General features: G+C 76.0%; 8 protein-coding genes. 2 read left to right on the top strand and 6 right to left on the bottom strand.

Going from position 1 to position 16,530, the window contains the following annotated elements; all coding sequences use genetic code 11:
* Positions 1-46 precede the first annotated feature (46 nt).
* The 4 genes from AB7J25_RS25820 to AB7J25_RS25805 form a co-directional block, all read right to left on the bottom strand.
* Positions 47-880, bottom strand: a complete 834-nt coding sequence (locus AB7J25_RS25820; protein WP_428513065.1) for a GNAT family N-acetyltransferase — start codon at positions 878-880, stop codon at positions 47-49.
* A 21-nt stretch (positions 881-901) separates the two neighbouring features.
* Positions 902-2,044: a flavodoxin-dependent (E)-4-hydroxy-3-methylbut-2-enyl-diphosphate synthase gene (ispG, locus tag AB7J25_RS25815; protein WP_428513063.1), complete on the bottom strand. Its 1,143-nt coding sequence runs from the start codon at positions 2,042-2,044 to the stop codon at positions 902-904.
* A 589-nt stretch (positions 2,045-2,633) separates the two neighbouring features.
* Positions 2,634-5,720, bottom strand: coding sequence for an ATP-binding protein (locus AB7J25_RS25810; RefSeq protein ID WP_428513061.1), 3,087 nt, complete (start codon positions 5,718-5,720; stop codon positions 2,634-2,636).
* A 19-nt stretch (positions 5,721-5,739) separates the two neighbouring features.
* Positions 5,740-6,822 carry a class I SAM-dependent methyltransferase gene (locus AB7J25_RS25805; RefSeq protein ID WP_428513059.1) on the bottom strand — a complete coding sequence of 361 codons (1,083 nt, stop codon included), beginning with the start codon at positions 6,820-6,822 and terminating at the stop codon, positions 5,740-5,742.
* Positions 6,823-6,925: 103 nt separating this feature from the next.
* Here AB7J25_RS25805 and AB7J25_RS25800 point away from each other — a divergent pair, with 103 nt between their 5' ends.
* A complete protein-coding gene (locus AB7J25_RS25800; RefSeq protein ID WP_428513057.1) occupies positions 6,926-8,389 on the top strand; it encodes an amidase in 1,464 nt (487 codons plus the stop codon).
* A gap of 39 nt (positions 8,390-8,428) precedes the next feature.
* Positions 8,429-14,119, top strand: a complete 5,691-nt coding sequence (locus tag AB7J25_RS25795) for a GAF domain-containing protein (protein WP_428513055.1) — start codon at positions 8,429-8,431, stop codon at positions 14,117-14,119.
* Here AB7J25_RS25795 and AB7J25_RS25790 read toward each other — a convergent pair.
* Positions 14,094-15,293, bottom strand: coding sequence for a M50 family metallopeptidase (locus AB7J25_RS25790; RefSeq protein WP_428513053.1), 1,200 nt, complete (start codon positions 15,291-15,293; stop codon positions 14,094-14,096). The two genes, AB7J25_RS25795 and AB7J25_RS25790, sit on opposite strands and share 26 nt — an antisense overlap.
* A 19-nt stretch (positions 15,294-15,312) precedes the next feature.
* On the bottom strand, positions 15,313-16,497 hold the full coding sequence (gene dxr / locus AB7J25_RS25785) for a 1-deoxy-D-xylulose-5-phosphate reductoisomerase (RefSeq protein ID WP_428513051.1): 1,185 nt from the start codon (positions 16,495-16,497) through the stop codon (positions 15,313-15,315).
* Positions 16,498-16,530: the final 33 nt, after the last annotated feature.

Below are 16,530 nucleotides of genomic sequence, written 5' to 3'. Positions count from 1 at the left end.
CGAGGACCGTCGTTCGAAACTGCGGCCGACGGGCCCCCGCGCCGGATCAGAACAGGATGGTCGCGAAGCTCGCGATCTGGGTGAACCCGACCTTCGCATACGCGGCGCGGGCGGGATGGTTGAACGCGTTGACGTACAGGCTCGCGATGCGCCCCATCCGGGCGAGCGGCTCGACCAGCGCCGCGGTGCCGATCGTGCCGAGGCCCTCGCCGCGCCGGGCGGGGTGTACCCACACGCCCTGGATCTGGCCGACCTTCGCCGAGAGCGCACCGATCTCGGCCTTGAACACCACCTGGCCGTCCTCGAACCGGGCGAACGCGCGGCCCGCCGCCACCAGCTCGGCGACCCGGGCCCGGTAGCCCGCGCCACCGTCCCCGGCCCGGGGGTCCACCCCGACCTCCTCGGTGAACATCGCGACGGCCGCGGGCAGGTAGCGGTCCAGCTCGTCCATACGCACCTGGCGCACCCACGGGTCCGGCGGCACCGCGGGCGGGCCGGCGAGCACCATCAGCGGCTGGTCCGCGCGCACCTCGCGGGCGGGGGCCCAGTGCTCGGCGAGCTGCTCCCACATCGGCAGGACCAGCTCGGCGCGGCCGACCACCGAGGAGCAGGTGCGCCCGTGTCGGCGTGCACGGTCGGCGAAGCAGCGCAGAGCGGAGCGCCCACCGCGCAGCGGCACGAGGTTGGCGCCGGAGAAGCACAGCCCGTCCAGCCTGGCGCCGACGGCCCACAGCTCCCCGCCCAGCCGCCAGGGATCCAGGCCCGCGACCTCCACCCGCGCGGCGACCATACAGGCCGCGACGGGGTCGGCCTCCAGGATGGAGCGCACGCCCCACCGGTCCCGGTCGTCGAGCAACCGGGCGCCACCGACCCTCAGCACCTGACAAAGGTGCCATACGGATCAGCCGACCGTCACCTCCGGTTCGCCGGAAGCCTCCATCGTCTCGGCGATCTTCATCGCCTCCTCGATGAGCGTCTCGACGATGGCGTGCTCAGGCACGGTCTTGATCACCTCGCCGCGCACGAAGATCTGCCCCTTGCCGTTGCCGGACGCCACCCCGAGATCGGCCTCGCGGGCCTCTCCCGGACCGTTGACGACGCAGCCCATGACGGCGACCCGCAGGGGCACCTCCATGCCCGTGAGGCCCGCGGTGACCTCGTCGGCGAGCTTGTAGACGTCGACCTGCGCCCGCCCGCAGGACGGGCAGGAGACGATCTCCAGCTTGCGGGGTCGCAGGTTGAGCGACTGCAGGATCTGGTTGCCGACCTTGACCTCCTCGACCGGCGGCGCGGACAGCGACACCCGGATCGTGTCCCCGATGCCCCTGCTCAGCAGGGCCCCGAACGCGACGGCCGACTTGATCGTCCCCTGGAAGGCGGGACCGGCCTCGGTGACGCCGAGGTGCAGCGGGTAGTCGCAGGACTGCGCGAGCAGCTCGTACGCCCGCACCATGACGACGGGGTCGTGGTGTTTGACCGAGATCTTCACGTCGTGGAAGCCGTGCTCGGCGAACAGGCTCGCCTCCCACAGCGCCGACTCGACCAGCGCCTCCGGGGTGGCCTTGCCGTGCTTGGCGAGCAGCCGCTTGTCCAGCGAGCCCGCGTTCACGCCGATCCGGATCGGGGTCCCCCGGTCCTTGGCCGCGGCCGCGATCTCCTTGACCTGGTCGTCGAACTTGCGGATGTTGCCCGGATTGACCCGGACGGCCGCGCAGCCCGCGTCGATGGCGGCGAAGACGTACTTGGGCTGGAAGTGGATGTCGGCGATCACCGGGATCTGGCTCTTGCGGGCGATCGCGGGCAGCGCCTCGGCGTCGTCCTGGCTCGGGCAGGCGACCCGGACGATGTCGCAGCCCGCCGCCGTGAGCTCGGCGATCTGCTGCAGCGTGGCGTTGACGTCGGCAGTGAGCGTCGTCGTCATCGACTGCACGGAGATCGGGTGCTCGGAGCCGACCCCGACCGGGCCGACCTGGAGCTGGCGGGTCGGCCGGCGGGCGGCGAGCGTCGGGGCGGGCGGGACGGGCATGCCGAGTGGGACGGTCACGACCTCCAGTATCCCCGCCGATCGGCGCAGCGCACCGCCGCCCGTGGCGCGGAGCACCCGGGTCGCGCCCGGAACCGTCGCGCAGCAGCCCGACCGCACGGGTTCCGGATCCACCTCGCACCCCTTGCACACGCCCCGCAGACGCCGCAGCCCCTGCGAAGCGCGTCCACCCCCTGCGAACCGCGGGCGTGGCCCCCTGCGAAGCGCGTCCACCCCCTGCGAACCGCGGGCGTGGCCCCCTGCGAAGCGCGTCCACCCCCTGCGAACCGCGGCGGCCGCCGGCCCGGCCCTCGACGCATCCGGAACGACCTCGCACCCCTTGCACACGCCCCGCAGACGCCGCAGCCCCTGCGAAGCGCGTCCACCCCCTGCGAACCGCGGGCCCGACCCTGCGAAGCGCGTCCACCCCCTGCGAACCGCGGGCCTGGCCCTGCGAAGCGCGTCCACCCCCTGCGAACCGCGGGCCCGACCCCCGCGACGCGCGTCCAGCCTCTGCGAACCCACGGGCCAGCCCTTTCGAAGCACGTCCAGCCCCTGCGAAGCCCGGCCCGGTGGCTCACCGTGCGCAGCCGCGCACCCGACGCCGCCGTCAGGCCCGCAGCCGCCACCGCACCGGCTCGGGCGGGTCGTAGCGGCACGACGTCCCGGTGCGCACGCTCGCCCGCAGGTGCGCGGCGAGCGCGGGGTGCTCGTGGTCGATGCGGCCCAGGGCGTCGCGGATGCGGGCGGTGACGGTCTTGCGGGCGCGCTCGGTCTCGTCGCCGAGGCGGCGGGGCCGACCGCCCAGGCCCACCGCGGCGGTCAGCTCGCGGACAAGGGCGTCGCGCTCGTCCTCGGCCCGCGCGCGATCGCCTGCGGACACGGCCGCCTCGATGGCGGCATCCAGCTCGGCCAGCCGGACGCGGTAGGCGCGGCGGGCGGCCTCGTCGAGCACCGGGTCGGCACCGGTGGCGGGCTCCGCGCGGCCGAGCAGGGTGAACACGTGCACCTCACGGCCCGGGACGGCCAGCAGCGCCGCGAGGTCGTGCAGGCCTTTGACGTCGGGCACGTGCGCCCGCACGCCCGCGTAGGCGAGCGTCCACACGGTGCCCTCGGCGCCCTCCGGGTGGAACGCGTTGTCGGGGGCTGGGTCCGGGGCTGTGGCCTCGACGGCCTCGACGTCTCCCGGGCCGGCCGGGGTGCCGGACACGACGTCCAGCGCAGCCCGCGACAGGGCCGCCCAGGCGGGCGCGCCGAGCCGCTCGTGCATCGTGACGGCCGCCCGCAGGTGCTCCGCGGCCTGCGCGGGACGGCCCAGGGCGGCGGCGAGCGTGCCGAGGTGGTGGTCGACGGCGCCGCTGTAGGACGCGCACCCGCCGACCACGACGTGCGTCCCGGCGTGCGGCGCCAGCCTGCGATAGGCCTCCGTCCGCTGGGTGGGCGACCCGACGGCCGACGCGGTGGCGGCGAGGATCGCGAGCATCTCCAGGTCGTTCTTGTCGGGCACCAGGTCGGTGGCGAAACCGGCGAACGCGGCGACGGCCTCGTCGGTGCGCCCGGTGCAGGCCAGCACCCAGGCGTGCAGCAGCGGGACCAGCGGCTGCAGCGGGTCCGCCTCGAAGCTGCCCAGGCCGGCGCCGTCGGGCAGGTGGCCGAGCATGCCCAGGGAGGCCTTCAGCGTGCCGAACGCCCCGACGGCGTCGGGCTGGCCGATCGCCAGGCCCAGCTCGAGCCCGGCACGGCCGAGCTCGGCCGCCTTCTCGACGCGCCCCGCGAGCACGGCCAGGGTGGCCCGCCGGGTGAGCGCGAACCACCGGCCGCGGGCGTGCCCGAGCTCGTCGGCGCGCACCGCGTATCCGGCCAGCTCGACCGGTGCCGCCGGGTCGCCGCACTCCAGCAGCGCGGTGGCCCGCAGCTGCCCGGCAAGCGCGACCAGGTCGCGGTCGCCCGCCTGCTGCGCCGCGTCGCGCATGGCGTCGAGGACCTCCAGCCGCTGCCCCGCGCTGCCCGGCACCCACCGCGCGTCGTGCAGCGCGAGCAGCGCGTCCGCCAGACCCCGCGGGTCGCCCACCTCCCGGGCCAGCGCCACCGCCTCCTCCGCTGCCGCGAGCGCCGGGGCGGCGGGCGCTCCGTAGGAACCGTGGCGCAGCTCGCGCGACAGCCCCGCCAGCACCCGGACGCGCAGGGCCGGATCCGCATCGGGCGGCAGCGCGGCGGCGGCCTCGCCGAGGAGCCCCACCGCCTCGCTGCGGCTGGTCCCCGACCTGCTGCCGAGGCCGTGCACACCGATCGCGGCAGCCGCGAGCAGGGCCGGGTCCGCGCAGCGGCGGGCGAGGTCCGCGGCGGCGCGGAACGCCTCCCGCGCGCCCGCGGTGTCTCCGCTGCGGTCGCGAGCCGCAGCCAGCTCCACGAGCAGCGCCGCCCGCCGCCGCGGGCCGGGCTCGTCGAGCAGGTCCAGCGCGTCCAGGGCCCGGTCGAGGTGGCGGCAGGCCTCCTCGTGGCCGAGCCGGGCGGTCGCCTCGTGGGCCGCCTCGACGGCGTGGCGCACTGCGTCGTCGGCGACCTCGGCACTGCCCGCGGCGAGGAAGTGCGCTGCCAGCTCAGCGGCACCGACGTCGCCGCCCGCGTCCCGCCTGCGCTGCAACGCCCGCCCGAGCGCGACGTGCAGCTCGCGGCGCCGCGCCGCGGTGAGACCGGCGACGAGGACCTCCCGGAACAGATCGTGGACGAACCGGAAGCGACCCTCGGCGTCGGCCTGCAGCACCCGGGCCCGCGCTGCCTCGTCGAGCAGGGCCTCGCAGCCGCCGGGCGGAGCGACCACCTCGTCGACGAGCGCGGGGCGCACGCCCGGCCCGGCGAGGGCGGCGACCGCGAGCAGGGAGGCGCACGGCTGCGACAGCCGGGCGATCCGGCGTTCCAGGACGTCGCGGACGGTGTCCGGGACCGGCAGGTGCGCCGCCTCGCCCGCGTCGCTCCAGCCGCCCTGGGCGAGCAGGAGCCGGGTCAGCTCGCGGACCAGGAAGGGGTTGCCCGCCGAGTGCCGCCGGACCCGCTCGGCGAGCCGCGGGGCCGGGGGTGCCGCGGCGGGTCCGGCCACGTCGGCCATGAGCGCGGCGACGTCCGCGGCCGTGAGGCCACCCAGCGGCAGCACCTGGCCGACGCCGGCCAGCGCCCGCACGGCTGCACCGGCCTCGTCGTCGCGGTAGGCGCCCAGCAGCAGCACCGGGCTGGTGGCGAGCTGGCGGGCCACGAACTCCAGCAGCCGCAGCGACGGCTCGTCGGCCCACTGCAGGTCGTCGAGGACGACGACCAGCGGCGCCGGATCGCCGGACGCGAGGAGCCGCTGCGACACCGCGTCGAACATCCGGAAGCGCGCGTCGGCGGCCTCGGCGCCGGTCCCGCCCCCCACCAGGGGCACGCCTGCGGAGCCGAGGAGCCGGGCCACGTCCCCCTCGGCGTCCCCCAGCCCGCGCAGCACCTGGGTCCAGGGCCAGTAGGCGGGCGCACCGCCACCGGCCCAGCAGGTGCCCCACAGGACCCGCGCACCCGGCACCACCCCGGCCAGCTCGTGCAGCAGGGTGGTCTTGCCGATCCCGGCCTCACCGCAGACGAGCAGCAGCCGCCCGGACCCGGCCTGCACGGACGCGGCGAGCGGGCGGGCGGCCGCGAGCACCGGCTCGCGCCCGACCAGCGTCATGGCCGCCATCCTGGTCAGGTCAGCGACGCAGTTCCAGCACCAGGTTGAACGGCGCCTCGACGGGCAGCTCGCGGACCTGCGCCAGCCCCGCCTGCGCCGCCACCCGGGTGAGCGCGGCCGGCCCGGCGAGCGTGCCGAGCGGAGATCCGGGGCCGCCCTGGGCCACCGCGGTCGGCGTGCAGAACATGGTCGACACGGCGTAGAACATCCGGCCGACCGGGTTCAGATTGGCCACCACGCCGTCCGCCGCCCGTGGCTCGATCAAGAGCACCGCCCCGCCCGGGGCCAGCAGCTCGCGGGCGCGGGCCAGGGCACCGGCGGGATCGCCCAGGTCGTGCAGCGAGTCGACGAACACCACCAGCGCGTACCCGCCGGTGACGGCCGGCGCCTGCGCGGCCGTGGCCACCTCGAACCGCACGCGCTGCGCGAGGCCCCCCTCGGCGGCGGCCTTGCGGGCGGCGACGATCGAGGCGTCGTGGAAGTCGCAGCCGGTGACCGCGGCGGCCGGGAACTCCTCGGCGAGTGTGAGCGTCGGCGCGCCGTACCCGCAGCCGACGTCGAGCAGCGCCCCACCGGCGTCCAGCGCCGCCGCCACGCCCGGGTCGCAGGCCCGCACGGCCGCGGCGAGGAACCCCGGGGCGAGCGCGGCCCGGGTGAACATGTCCACGCCGTGGGCGTGGCCGTCGGCGCGCTCGGTCCAGCCGAACCCGCGCCCGGCGGCGAACGCCGTGGTGAACTCGTCGAACCGCTGCCCCGTCGCGGCCATCATGGTCATCGCGGCGTCCACCAGCCCGCCGAGCGGACCGTGCACGAGGACCGCGGCCACCTCGTCGGGCAGTACGTACCGCTCGCCCTGCGCATCGGAGTCGCCGGCGAGGCGCAGGTAGCCGCCCGCGGCCTGGGTACGGCACCACTCGCGGGCCAGCACGGGCGCCACCCCGGTGCGTTCCGCCAGCTCCTCGGGGCCCAGGGGACCCGCCCCGGCCAACGCCGTCCACAGCCCCGCGCGCACGCCCACCGCGATAGTCACCGTCGCGAGCGTCACCCCCAGCTCCTCGACGATGCGGCCCGCGACCGCGTCCGGACTCGTCATGTCGCTCATGTCGTCCTCCTCGTTCCCGGCTGTCGTCCTGCAGGCGCGAGCCGGCGCCTCGCGATCCGCGAGCCGGTGCCTCGCGCCTCCGTCACGACGGAGGGAGTCGGTGATGACCGGAGTGGCACAGCAGGTCGCGGCGCTCGACGCCACCGCCCAGGCGGCCCTGGTCGCGGCGGGCGAGGTGTCGGCGGTGGAGCTGACCGAGGGGGCGATCGAGCGGATCGAGCGGCTGAACCCGCTGCTCGGCGCCGTCGTCACGCCGCTCTACGACCGGGCAGTGGCGGCCGCCGCCCAGGCCACCGGGCCGTTCGCCGGCGTGCCGTTCCTGCTCAAGGACCTGGTCGCCGAGATCGAGGGGACGCCGTTCGCCGAGGGGTCCGCCTACGTCCACGGCACGGTCTCGACGTTCACCTCCGAGCTGGTGCGCCGCCTGGAGCGGGCCGGGCTGGTGATCCTGGGCCGGACGGCGTCCCCGGAGTTCGGCATGGTCCCGGCCTGCGAGCCGGTACTGCACGGCCCCACCCGCAACCCCTGGGACCCGGACCGCTCGACCAGCGGGTCCAGCGGCGGGTCGGCCGCCGCGGTGGCGTCCGGGATGGTGCCGATGGCGCACGGCAACGACCTGGGCGGATCGCTGCGCTTCCCCGCGTCCGCGTGCGGACTGTTCGGGCTCAAGCCGACCCGCGCCCGGGTGCCCCTCGGGCCCGAGTACGGCGACGCCATCAGCGGCTGGGCGGTGGAGCACGCACTCACCGTCTCGGTCCGCGACAGCGCCGCGCTGCTCGACGCGACGGCGGGCCCCATGCCCGGTGACCCCTATCCCGCGCCGCCCCGGACGCGCCCGTTCGCCGCGGAGGTCGGCGCCGATCCCGGCGGGCTGCGGATCGCCTGGACCGCACGGACCCCGGGCGGCGGCATCGGCCATCCGGACTGCCTCGCCGCGCTGGCCGACGCGGTCGCGCTGCTCACCGACCTCGGCCACGAGCTCGTCGAGGCCGATCTCCCGGGCGTCGACGACGTGGGCCGCCCGATCGGGACCGTGTTCGACGCCGCGACCGCCTGGATCATCGGCTACTGGACGCGGCGGCTGGGCCGCCCGCCCCGCCCCGGCGAGCTGGAGCCGGTCACCCGCGCGTACCTCGACGCCGGAGTCAGGATCACCGCCGCGGACTACCTCCTCGCCATCGAGGAGCTGCAGCGCTTCGCCCGCGGCGTGGCGCGGTTCCTGTCCCCCACCCCCTCCGGGTTCGACGGCTGGCTCACCCCGACGATGTCGGAGCCGCCGCCGCGGATCGGGGAGATGACCTCCACGCCCGACGACCCGCTGCGTCCGGTCCACCGCGGCGGGCGGACCGTCGCCTATCCCGCGGTGGTCGCGAACATCACCGGGAACCCCGCCATGTCGGTGCCGCTGTGGTGGAACTCCGACGGTCTCCCGATCGGCGTGCACCTGCTGGGTCGCTTCGGCGGCGAGGCGACGCTGCTGCGCCTGGCCGCACAGCTGGAGGCCGCCCGGCCGTGGACCGGGCGACGTCCGGCCGTCTCCGGTTGCGGCGCGCCCGCGACGCCATGAGGATCCGTTTCGTCGGACGACACAGCGGGCGGAGGCGCCGTGGGTCGGAGCGGCGGCGCCGCCGAGCCGGACCCGCTCTTCGTGGGCGGCGGGGAGACCGGCCAGGTGATGGCGGGGCTGGACTGGGCGGCCACGCCACTCGGCCCGCCGGCGAGGTGGCCTGCCGCCCTGCGCAGCGCGGTACGGATCATGCTGACGTCGCGGTTCGCGATGTGGCTGGCGTGGGGCCCCGAGCTCACGATGCTCTACAACGACGCCTACCGGCGCGACACCCTGCGCGCCAAGCACCCGTGGGCGCTGGGCAGGCCCGCGAGCGAGGTGTGGTCGGAGGTGTGGGACGAGGCCGGGCCCCGCATCGCATCCGTGCTGGAGACCGGTGTCGCCACCTGGGACGAGGACCTGCTGCTGTTCCTGGAACGCAGCGGCTACCCCGAGGAGACCTACCACACGTTCTCCTACGGCCCGCTCACCGACGACGCCGGGGTGCCGGTGGGCATGCTCTGCGTGGTCACCGAGGTGACCGACCGCGTCCTGTCGGAACGGCGGATGGCCACGCTGCGCGAGCTCGCGACGGACGTCGGCGGGAGCCGCACCGCACGCGAGGTGCTGGCCGTCACCGCGGCGCGGCTCGAGGAGAACCCGCGGGACCTGCCGTTCACCCTCGTCTACCTGTTCGACGACGACGGGTCGGAGCGCGGGCGCCTGCCACGCACCGCGCGCCTGGTCGCCGCGTCCGGCGCCCGACCCGGCGATCCCGTCGCCCCGGCCGTGCTCGGTACCGGGCCGGACCAGGACGGCGGATGGCCGGTCGAGGCGCTCCGCTCCGGGCGGGTGGTGTGCGTCGAGGACCTGGCCGAGCGCTTCGCGGCCGTCCCCGCCGGGGCGTGGGCCGATCCGCCCCGGGAGGCGGTCGCGGTACCCCTGAGCGGCCCGGGCAGCGCGCCGTCGGGCTTCGTGATCGCGGGGCTCAACCCGTTCCGGGACTTCGACGCCCGCTACCGGGGGTTCGTCGAACTGCTCGCCCACCAGATCGCGGCGGGCCTGGCCGCCGCGGGCGCGTACGAGACCGAGCGGCACCGCGCCGAGTCCCTCGCGGAGCTCGACCGCGCCAAGACCGAGTTCTTCACCGGGATCAGCCATGAGTTCCGCACGCCACTGACCCTGATCATGGGGCCCCTCGCGCAGCTGCAGGCGGCCCCGGCGGTGGACGCCGACGAGGGCCTTCGCACCGAGGTCGACGCCGCGTACCGCAACGCGCAGCGGCTGGCCAAGCTCGTCAACACGTTGCTGGACTTCTCCCGCCTGCAGGCCGGCCGGGTGCACGCCCGCTTCGAGCCGGTGGATCTCCCCGCCCTCACCGCCGAGCTGGCCAGCATCTTCCGCTCGGCGATCGAGCGCGCGGGCCTCACCCTCACTGTCGACACCACCGCACCCACCGAGCCGGTCCACGTCGACCGGGACATGTGGGAGAAGGTCGTGCTCAACCTGCTGTCCAACGCGCTGAAGTTCACCTTCGAGGGCGGCATCACCGTCACCGTGCGGCAGGAGGGGCGCAACGGCGTCCTCACCGTCGCCGACACCGGGACCGGCGTCCCCGCCGAGGAGCTGCCGAACCTGTTCGAGCGGTTCCACCGGGTGCCCCGGGTGCGCAGCCGCTCCGCGGAGGGCAGCGGGATCGGGCTCGCGATGGTGCGCGAACTGGTCGCCCTGCACGGCGGCGCCGTCTCGGCCACGAGCACCGAAGGCGTCGGTACGACGTTCACCGTCACGGTGCCGATCGGCACCGATCACCTGCCCGCCGACCAGATCACCAGCGGGGCGGGACCGGACGCGTCCGGCGTGTCGGCGGCCGCGCAGCCGTTCGTCGCCGAGGTGCTGCGGTGGCTGCCACCGGAGAGCCCGCCGGACGCTGCAGCGACGACCCCGCAGACGGCGCGATCGACGGGATCGGCGGCGGCGCAGGCGCGGGCCCGCGTGCTCGTCGCGGACGACAACGCGGACATGCGCGACTACCTGCGGCGCCTGCTCTCCCCGCGCCACGACGTCTCGCTCGTCGAGGACGGCCCGGCCGCCCTCGACGCCGCGCTCGACGACCCGCCGGACCTCGTGATCTCGGACGTGATGATGCCCGGTCTCGACGGGACCGCGCTGGTCGCCGCCCTGCGCGCCGACGTCCGCACCGCTCGCGTGCCCGTCCTGCTGCTGTCGGCGCGCGCCGGACAGGAGGCCGCCGTCGAGGGCCTCGCCGCGGGCGCCGACGACTACCTCGTGAAGCCGTTCGCCGCCGCCGAGCTGCTCGCCCGCGTGGACGGGCACGTCCGGCTCGGCCGGGCCCGCAACGACGCGGAACGCGAGTTCCGCACACTCGCCGACGCCACCCCGGCCCTCGTCTGGGCGGACGGCCCCGGCGAGAACCGGATCTTCGTCAACCGTGCCTGGAGCCAGTTCGTCGGTGCGGACGCCGAGACCGACCTCGGACGGCGCTGGCGCGCACGCATCCACCCGCAGGACCGGGCCCGCTACGAGCAGGTCCGCACGCAGCGGGCGGGGCGCGGCTTCGAGGTCGAGTACCGCCTGCGCGCGGCGGACGGGCGGTACCGCTGGGTGCTGGACCGCGGCGCACCCGTCGAGCCGTCCGGCTACGTCGGCGGCTGTCTGGACATCGACACCCGCTACCGGGAACGGGAACGGGAACGGGTGCTCGCCGCGGTGGGCGCGGCGCTGGACCGCGAGACCCGGCTCGTGGGCCGCCGCGACGCGCTCGTCCGGACCCTGGTCGCCGAACGGGTCGCCGACGCGGCCCGGCTGCTGGTCGTCGACCAGCAGCCGCGGGTCGTCGCGGTGGCCACGCCCGACGCCGCGACGGACCGGCTCGTCGCCCGGATCGAGCCGGACTGGGAGATGGTCCGAGCGGTCCTGGAGACGGGCGAGGCCGTGCAGGCCGTCGTCGACGAGAACTATCTCGCCACCCGGGTCCCCGACGCGACCCAGCGGGATCTGCACCGTCGCCTCGCGATGGGTGACGTGACGTTCGTGCCGCTCATCACCCGCGGCCGGACGGTCGGGGTCCTCGCGGCCTGGCGCGACCGCTCCGCTCCCGAGCCCGAGTCCGACGACCTCGCGCTGCTGGTGGAGATCGGCCGCCGGGCCGCGACCGCCCTCGACAACGCGCAGCTCTACGAGCGCGAGCAGGAGACCAACCGGCGCATGACGTTGCTGCAGCGCGCCACGGCGGCGCTGTCGGCGGCAGCTACGCCGCAGCAGGTCGCCGACGTCGCCGTCGCGCAGTTCCGGGCGCTGCTCGGGGCGCCCGCCGCCGGGCTGTGGGAGCTGCAGCCGGACTCCCTGGAGGCGGTCGCGCTGCGGGGCTGGACCGACGAGGCGGACCGGGCCTGGCGCTCGCTCCCGCTGACGGCGGGCCTGATCACCACCGAGGCCGTCACCCGGGGCTCGGCCGTCTGGGTGCCCGACACGCGGTCCTGGCCGGGCCGCGGTCAGGGCCGCGCGGCCGTCGCCGCCGAGTACGGCTACCGCAGCCTGGCCGCGTTGCCCCTGGTCGCGGGCGGGCGCACCGTCGGGGTGGTGTGCGTCGGGTTCCCCCGCGCGCTGAAGCCCGACCGCAGCACGCGGATCTCGGCGGTCGCGCTCGCCCACCAGTGCGCGCAGGCCTTCCAACGGGCGTCGCTGCTGGCCGTGGAGAGCGCGGCGCGACGCACGGCCGAGGAGTTCGCCGCCGTCGTGAGCGCCCTGTCGGGAGCGACCACCCCGGCGGAGGTCACCGAGGTGATCCTCGACCACGCCGTCGGGCTCGGCGCGGTCGACGCCGTCGTCGTGCTCCGCTCCGGCGACCAGCTCGAACTGCTGGCACGCCGCGGTGGGCCCGCCTACCCCGACAACCGGCTGGACCTGCTCGCGGCGCACCCGCTCGCCCACTCCGTCCGCTCCGGCGAGGCCGTCTGGCCCGACACCCCCACCGGGCCCGGGTGGCCGCCGGGCAGGCTCAGCGCCACGGGCGCGGACCTGCCCGCCGAGGTGGTCCTGCCGCTGCGGCTGGGCGGGAGCACCATCGGCGCACTCGGGATGGCGTTCACGGCTCCCCCTGCGTTCGGCGCCGAGGAGCGCACCACCGCGCTGACGATCGTCGGCCAGTGCGCCCAGTCGCTGGACCGGGCCCGCATGCACCAGGCGGAGCACGAGGTCGCCGACGTGCTGCAGCGCAGCCTGCTGCCCCCGGAACTGCCGGTGCTGGAGCGGCTCGGCAGCGCCGCGCGCTACCTGCCCGGCGCGGCGGGCTCGCAGACCGGCGGGGACTGGTACGACCTGCTGCCGCTCACCGACGAGTGCGCCGCCCTGGTGGTCGGCGACGTCGTCGGGCAGGGTCCGCGGGCCGCCGCCGTGATGGGGCAGCTGCGCAGCGCGCTGGCGGGCTACCTGCTGGAAGGCCACGCGCCCGCCGAGGCGCTGGAGCTGCTCGACGCGTTCGCGCGCCGCGTGCCCGGGGCCCGCGGCAGCACCTGCGCCTGCCTCATCGTGGACTGGGGGAACGGTGAGCTGCGGTGGACCCGCGCAGGCCACCCGCCCGTGCTGCTCGTCGAGGCCACCGGGGCCCGGCTGCTCGAGGACGGTGCCGGCACCGTCCTCGGCGTGACCGGCCGGCCCCCGTACACGGAGGCCAGGACCACGGTGGCCCCCGGGGCGTCGGTCGTGCTGTACACCGACGGGCTCGTCGAGCGCCGAGGGGAGATCCTCGACGAGGGGCTCGGCCGGCTCGTCGACGCCGCCGCCGGGGCACCCGGAATCGGGGTGTCCGCGCTGGTGGACCGACTGCTCGCCGCGTCCGGGCAGGACCGCCACACGAGCGACGACGTCGCCATCGTCGCGGCCAGGCTCCTGCCCGCACCGCTGCGGGAGCGGGTCACCGCGCTGCCCGAGAGCCTCGGGGCGGTCCGTCGGTCCGTCCATGCGTGGGCCCGCGCGGCCGCCCTGGACGCGGACACCCTCGACGACCTGCAGCTCGCCCTCGGCGAGGCCAGCGCGAACGCCGTCGAGCACGCCTATCCCGGTGGCGGACCCGGCGGGAGCCCGTGTGGCACGGCACCGGAGTTCGAGTACGAGGTGCGGCTGCGCCCCGACGGCGGCGTGGACGCGCAGGTCCGCGACTTCGGCACCTGGCGGCCGCCACCGTCGGACCGGGGGTTCCGCGGGCGCGGGGTGGCGATCGTGCACCGGCTCGCCACGACGGCCGAGGTCTCACCCGGCCCCGACGGCACCACCGTCCGTTTCACGATCAGCGCGAAGGCGCCCGGCGACGCGCCGCCCGTACCGGTCGCCGCCGAGCCGGCCGGGCGCTCGGCGGGGGCACGGCTGCGCGACCGCGGGACCGGTGCGGGCGGGTGCCTGATGGTCGAGATCACCGGTGAGGTGGACCTGCCCGCCGCCGACACCCTCCGTCCCCGCCTGCTCGCCCGGATCGAGGCGGCGGCCGAGCGGATCGAACCCGCGGCCCGCGCGCTGATGCTCGACCTCGACGGGATCACCTACCTCGCGAGCGCGGGCCTCGGGGTGCTGCTCGAGGTGGTGGCGCTGGCGCGCGAGCGCGGTGTGACGCTCGGTCTGCGGACCCGGCCGGGCGGGATCGCCGCCCGGGTCCTGGAGCTCGCCGGCCTCTCGACCACGGTGGAGGCCCTCGGCGCCGCCGGAACCCCTACTCGAACGGCCGGATCGGGTTGACGATGTCCGCGGTGAGCGTGAGGAGGCTCACCGCGCCCCCGACCATGATCAGCGCGAACGTGATCGGCAGCAGCCGGGTGTAGTCGACGGGCGGCATCGGCACCTTGCCCAGCCGCGCCCGCGTCCAGTCCCGCGCCCGCTCGTACAGGTTGACCATGATGTGGCCACCGTCCAGCGGTAGCAGCGGGAGCAGGTTGAACACGCCGACGAAGAAGTTCAGCGCAGCCAGCAGGAAGATGAAGAACTCCCACAGGCCGCGCTCGGCCGCGTCCCCGCCGATGATCGAGGCGCCGACGACGCTGACCGGCGTGTCCTGGTCGCGCGGCTCGCCCGCGATGGCGTCGATCAGGGCCGGGATCTTCTGCGGGAACGCGAGGATGCCCTGCCAGACCCGGCCGAACATCTCCCCGGTGAGCTCGAAGGTCGCGGGGATCGCGGTGAGCGGGCCGTAGTGCACCACCTGCGGCTGCTGCTGCGACACGCCGATCGCGCCGACCTCGATCGTCTCGCCGGTGGTCGAGAGCCGCTTGGCAGCGACGACGTCGACCGTGGCGGGGATCTCCACCCCGTCGCGCTCGACCACGATCGGCGTGGGGCCGCGGGCGTCGCGGATCGCCGTGACGACGTCCGCCCACGCAGGCGTGGGTGTGCCCGCGACCGCGACGATCTCGTCCCCGGGACGCAGCCCGGCGGCCTTCGCGGGCGAGGCGACGTCCTGCCCGCACGGCGCGTACTCGGTGGGCGAGACCTGGTCGGCCGCGCAGCTGACCGCGGCGATCGCGGTGGGGCGGGAGGTGTCCACCAGGCCCCAGCCCACCGCGAGGACGTAGAGCAGCAGGATGCCGACCAGGAAGTGGGTGGCCGAGCCCGCCGAGAGCACGACGACGCGCTGCCACGTCGGCTTGCGGAAGAACGCGCGGGGAGCCTCCTCGGCAGTGACGGGATCCAGCGCCGTCATGCCCGCGATGTCGCAGAACCCGCCCGCCGGAATGGCCTTCAGCCCGTACTCGGTCTCGCCGCGGCGGAAGGAGAAGATCCTCGGCCCGAACCCGATGAAGTAGCGGCGCACCCGCATGCCGAACCACTTCGCGGTGACCAGGTGGCCTGCCTCGTGCAGGGCGATCGAGATCGCGATGCCGAGCGCGAAGAGGATCACTCCCAACCAGAACGCCATGCGACTCCGTCCTCGGTCCCTACCGGCCCGTCGCCGCGGGGGAGCCGGTGAGGGCACGGGCGTGGGCCCTCGCCCACTCCTCGGCGGCGAGCACGTCCGCCACGGTAGCGGGGTCGGCGGTCCAGCCGTGTGAAGCGTCGAGCGTGCGCCCGACGACGTCGGTGATCCCGGTGTAGGGCAGCGCGCCTGCCGCGAACGCCGCGACCGCCTCCTCGTTCGCGGCGTTGAAGACCGCCGGCAGGCACCCGCCCGCCTCGCCCGCCCGGCGGGCCAACCGCACCCCCGGGAACGCGTCGTGGTCCAGCGGCTCGAAGGTCCAGGCGGTGGGCACCTCCCAGGCGCATGCCGGCGCGACCGCCGCCAGCCGGTCCGGCCAGGCCAGGGCCAGCGCGATCGGTAGCCGCATGTCCGGAGGGCTCGCCTGGGCGAGCGTGGAACCGTCCACGAAGGTGACCATCGAGTGCACGATCGACTGCGGGTGCACCACCACGTCGATGCGGTCGTAGGGCACGCCGAAGAGCAGGTGCGCCTCGATCAGCTCCAGCCCCTTGTTGACCAGCGTGGCCGAGTTGATCGTCACCACCGGGCCCATGTCCCAGGTCGGGTGCGCGAGCGCCTCGGCCACGGTGACGGCGCCCAGGTCGGCCCGGCTGCGGCCGCGGAACGGCCCGCCGGAGGCGGTGAGCACCAGGCGCGCGACCTCGTCCGCGCGCCCGCCACGCAGGCACTGCGCGAGCGCGGAGTGCTCGGAGTCCACGGGCACGATCTGCCCGGGCGCGGCGGCCGCCGTCACGAGGGGCCCGCCCGCCACCAGCGACTCCTTGTTGGCCAGGGCGAGCATCGAGCCCGCCGCCAGCGCCGCCAGCGTGGGCCCGAGCCCCCGGGACCCGGTGATCCCGTTGAGCACCGTGTGCGCGCCCGCCGCGGCCGTCAGCTCAGTGGCGGCGTGGGGGCCGTCGCGCACCTCGGTGCCGGGGACCAGCTCGCGCAGCCGCGCCGCGGCCGCCCGGTCGGCCACCGCGACCTCAGGCACGCCGTGGCGACGGACCTGGCGCGCCAGCAGCTCGACGTCCCCGCCCCCCGCGGCCAGCCCGGCGACCGTGAACCGCGCCGGGTGGGCGGCGAGCACGTCGAGGGCCTGGGTGCCGACCGACCCGGTGGAACCCAGCACGACCACCGACCGGGGCCCCGTGTGTTCGTCCATCGGTCGCTATCATCCCCGCTGACGTCGAGTGAT

The sequence above is a fragment of the Pseudonocardia sp. genome, from assembly GCF_050246655.1.
Classification (GTDB): Bacteria; Actinomycetota; Actinomycetes; order Mycobacteriales; family Pseudonocardiaceae; genus Pseudonocardia.
Note: the sequence above shows the minus strand (reverse complement) of the source record. Positions and strands in the feature narration are given on the sequence as shown.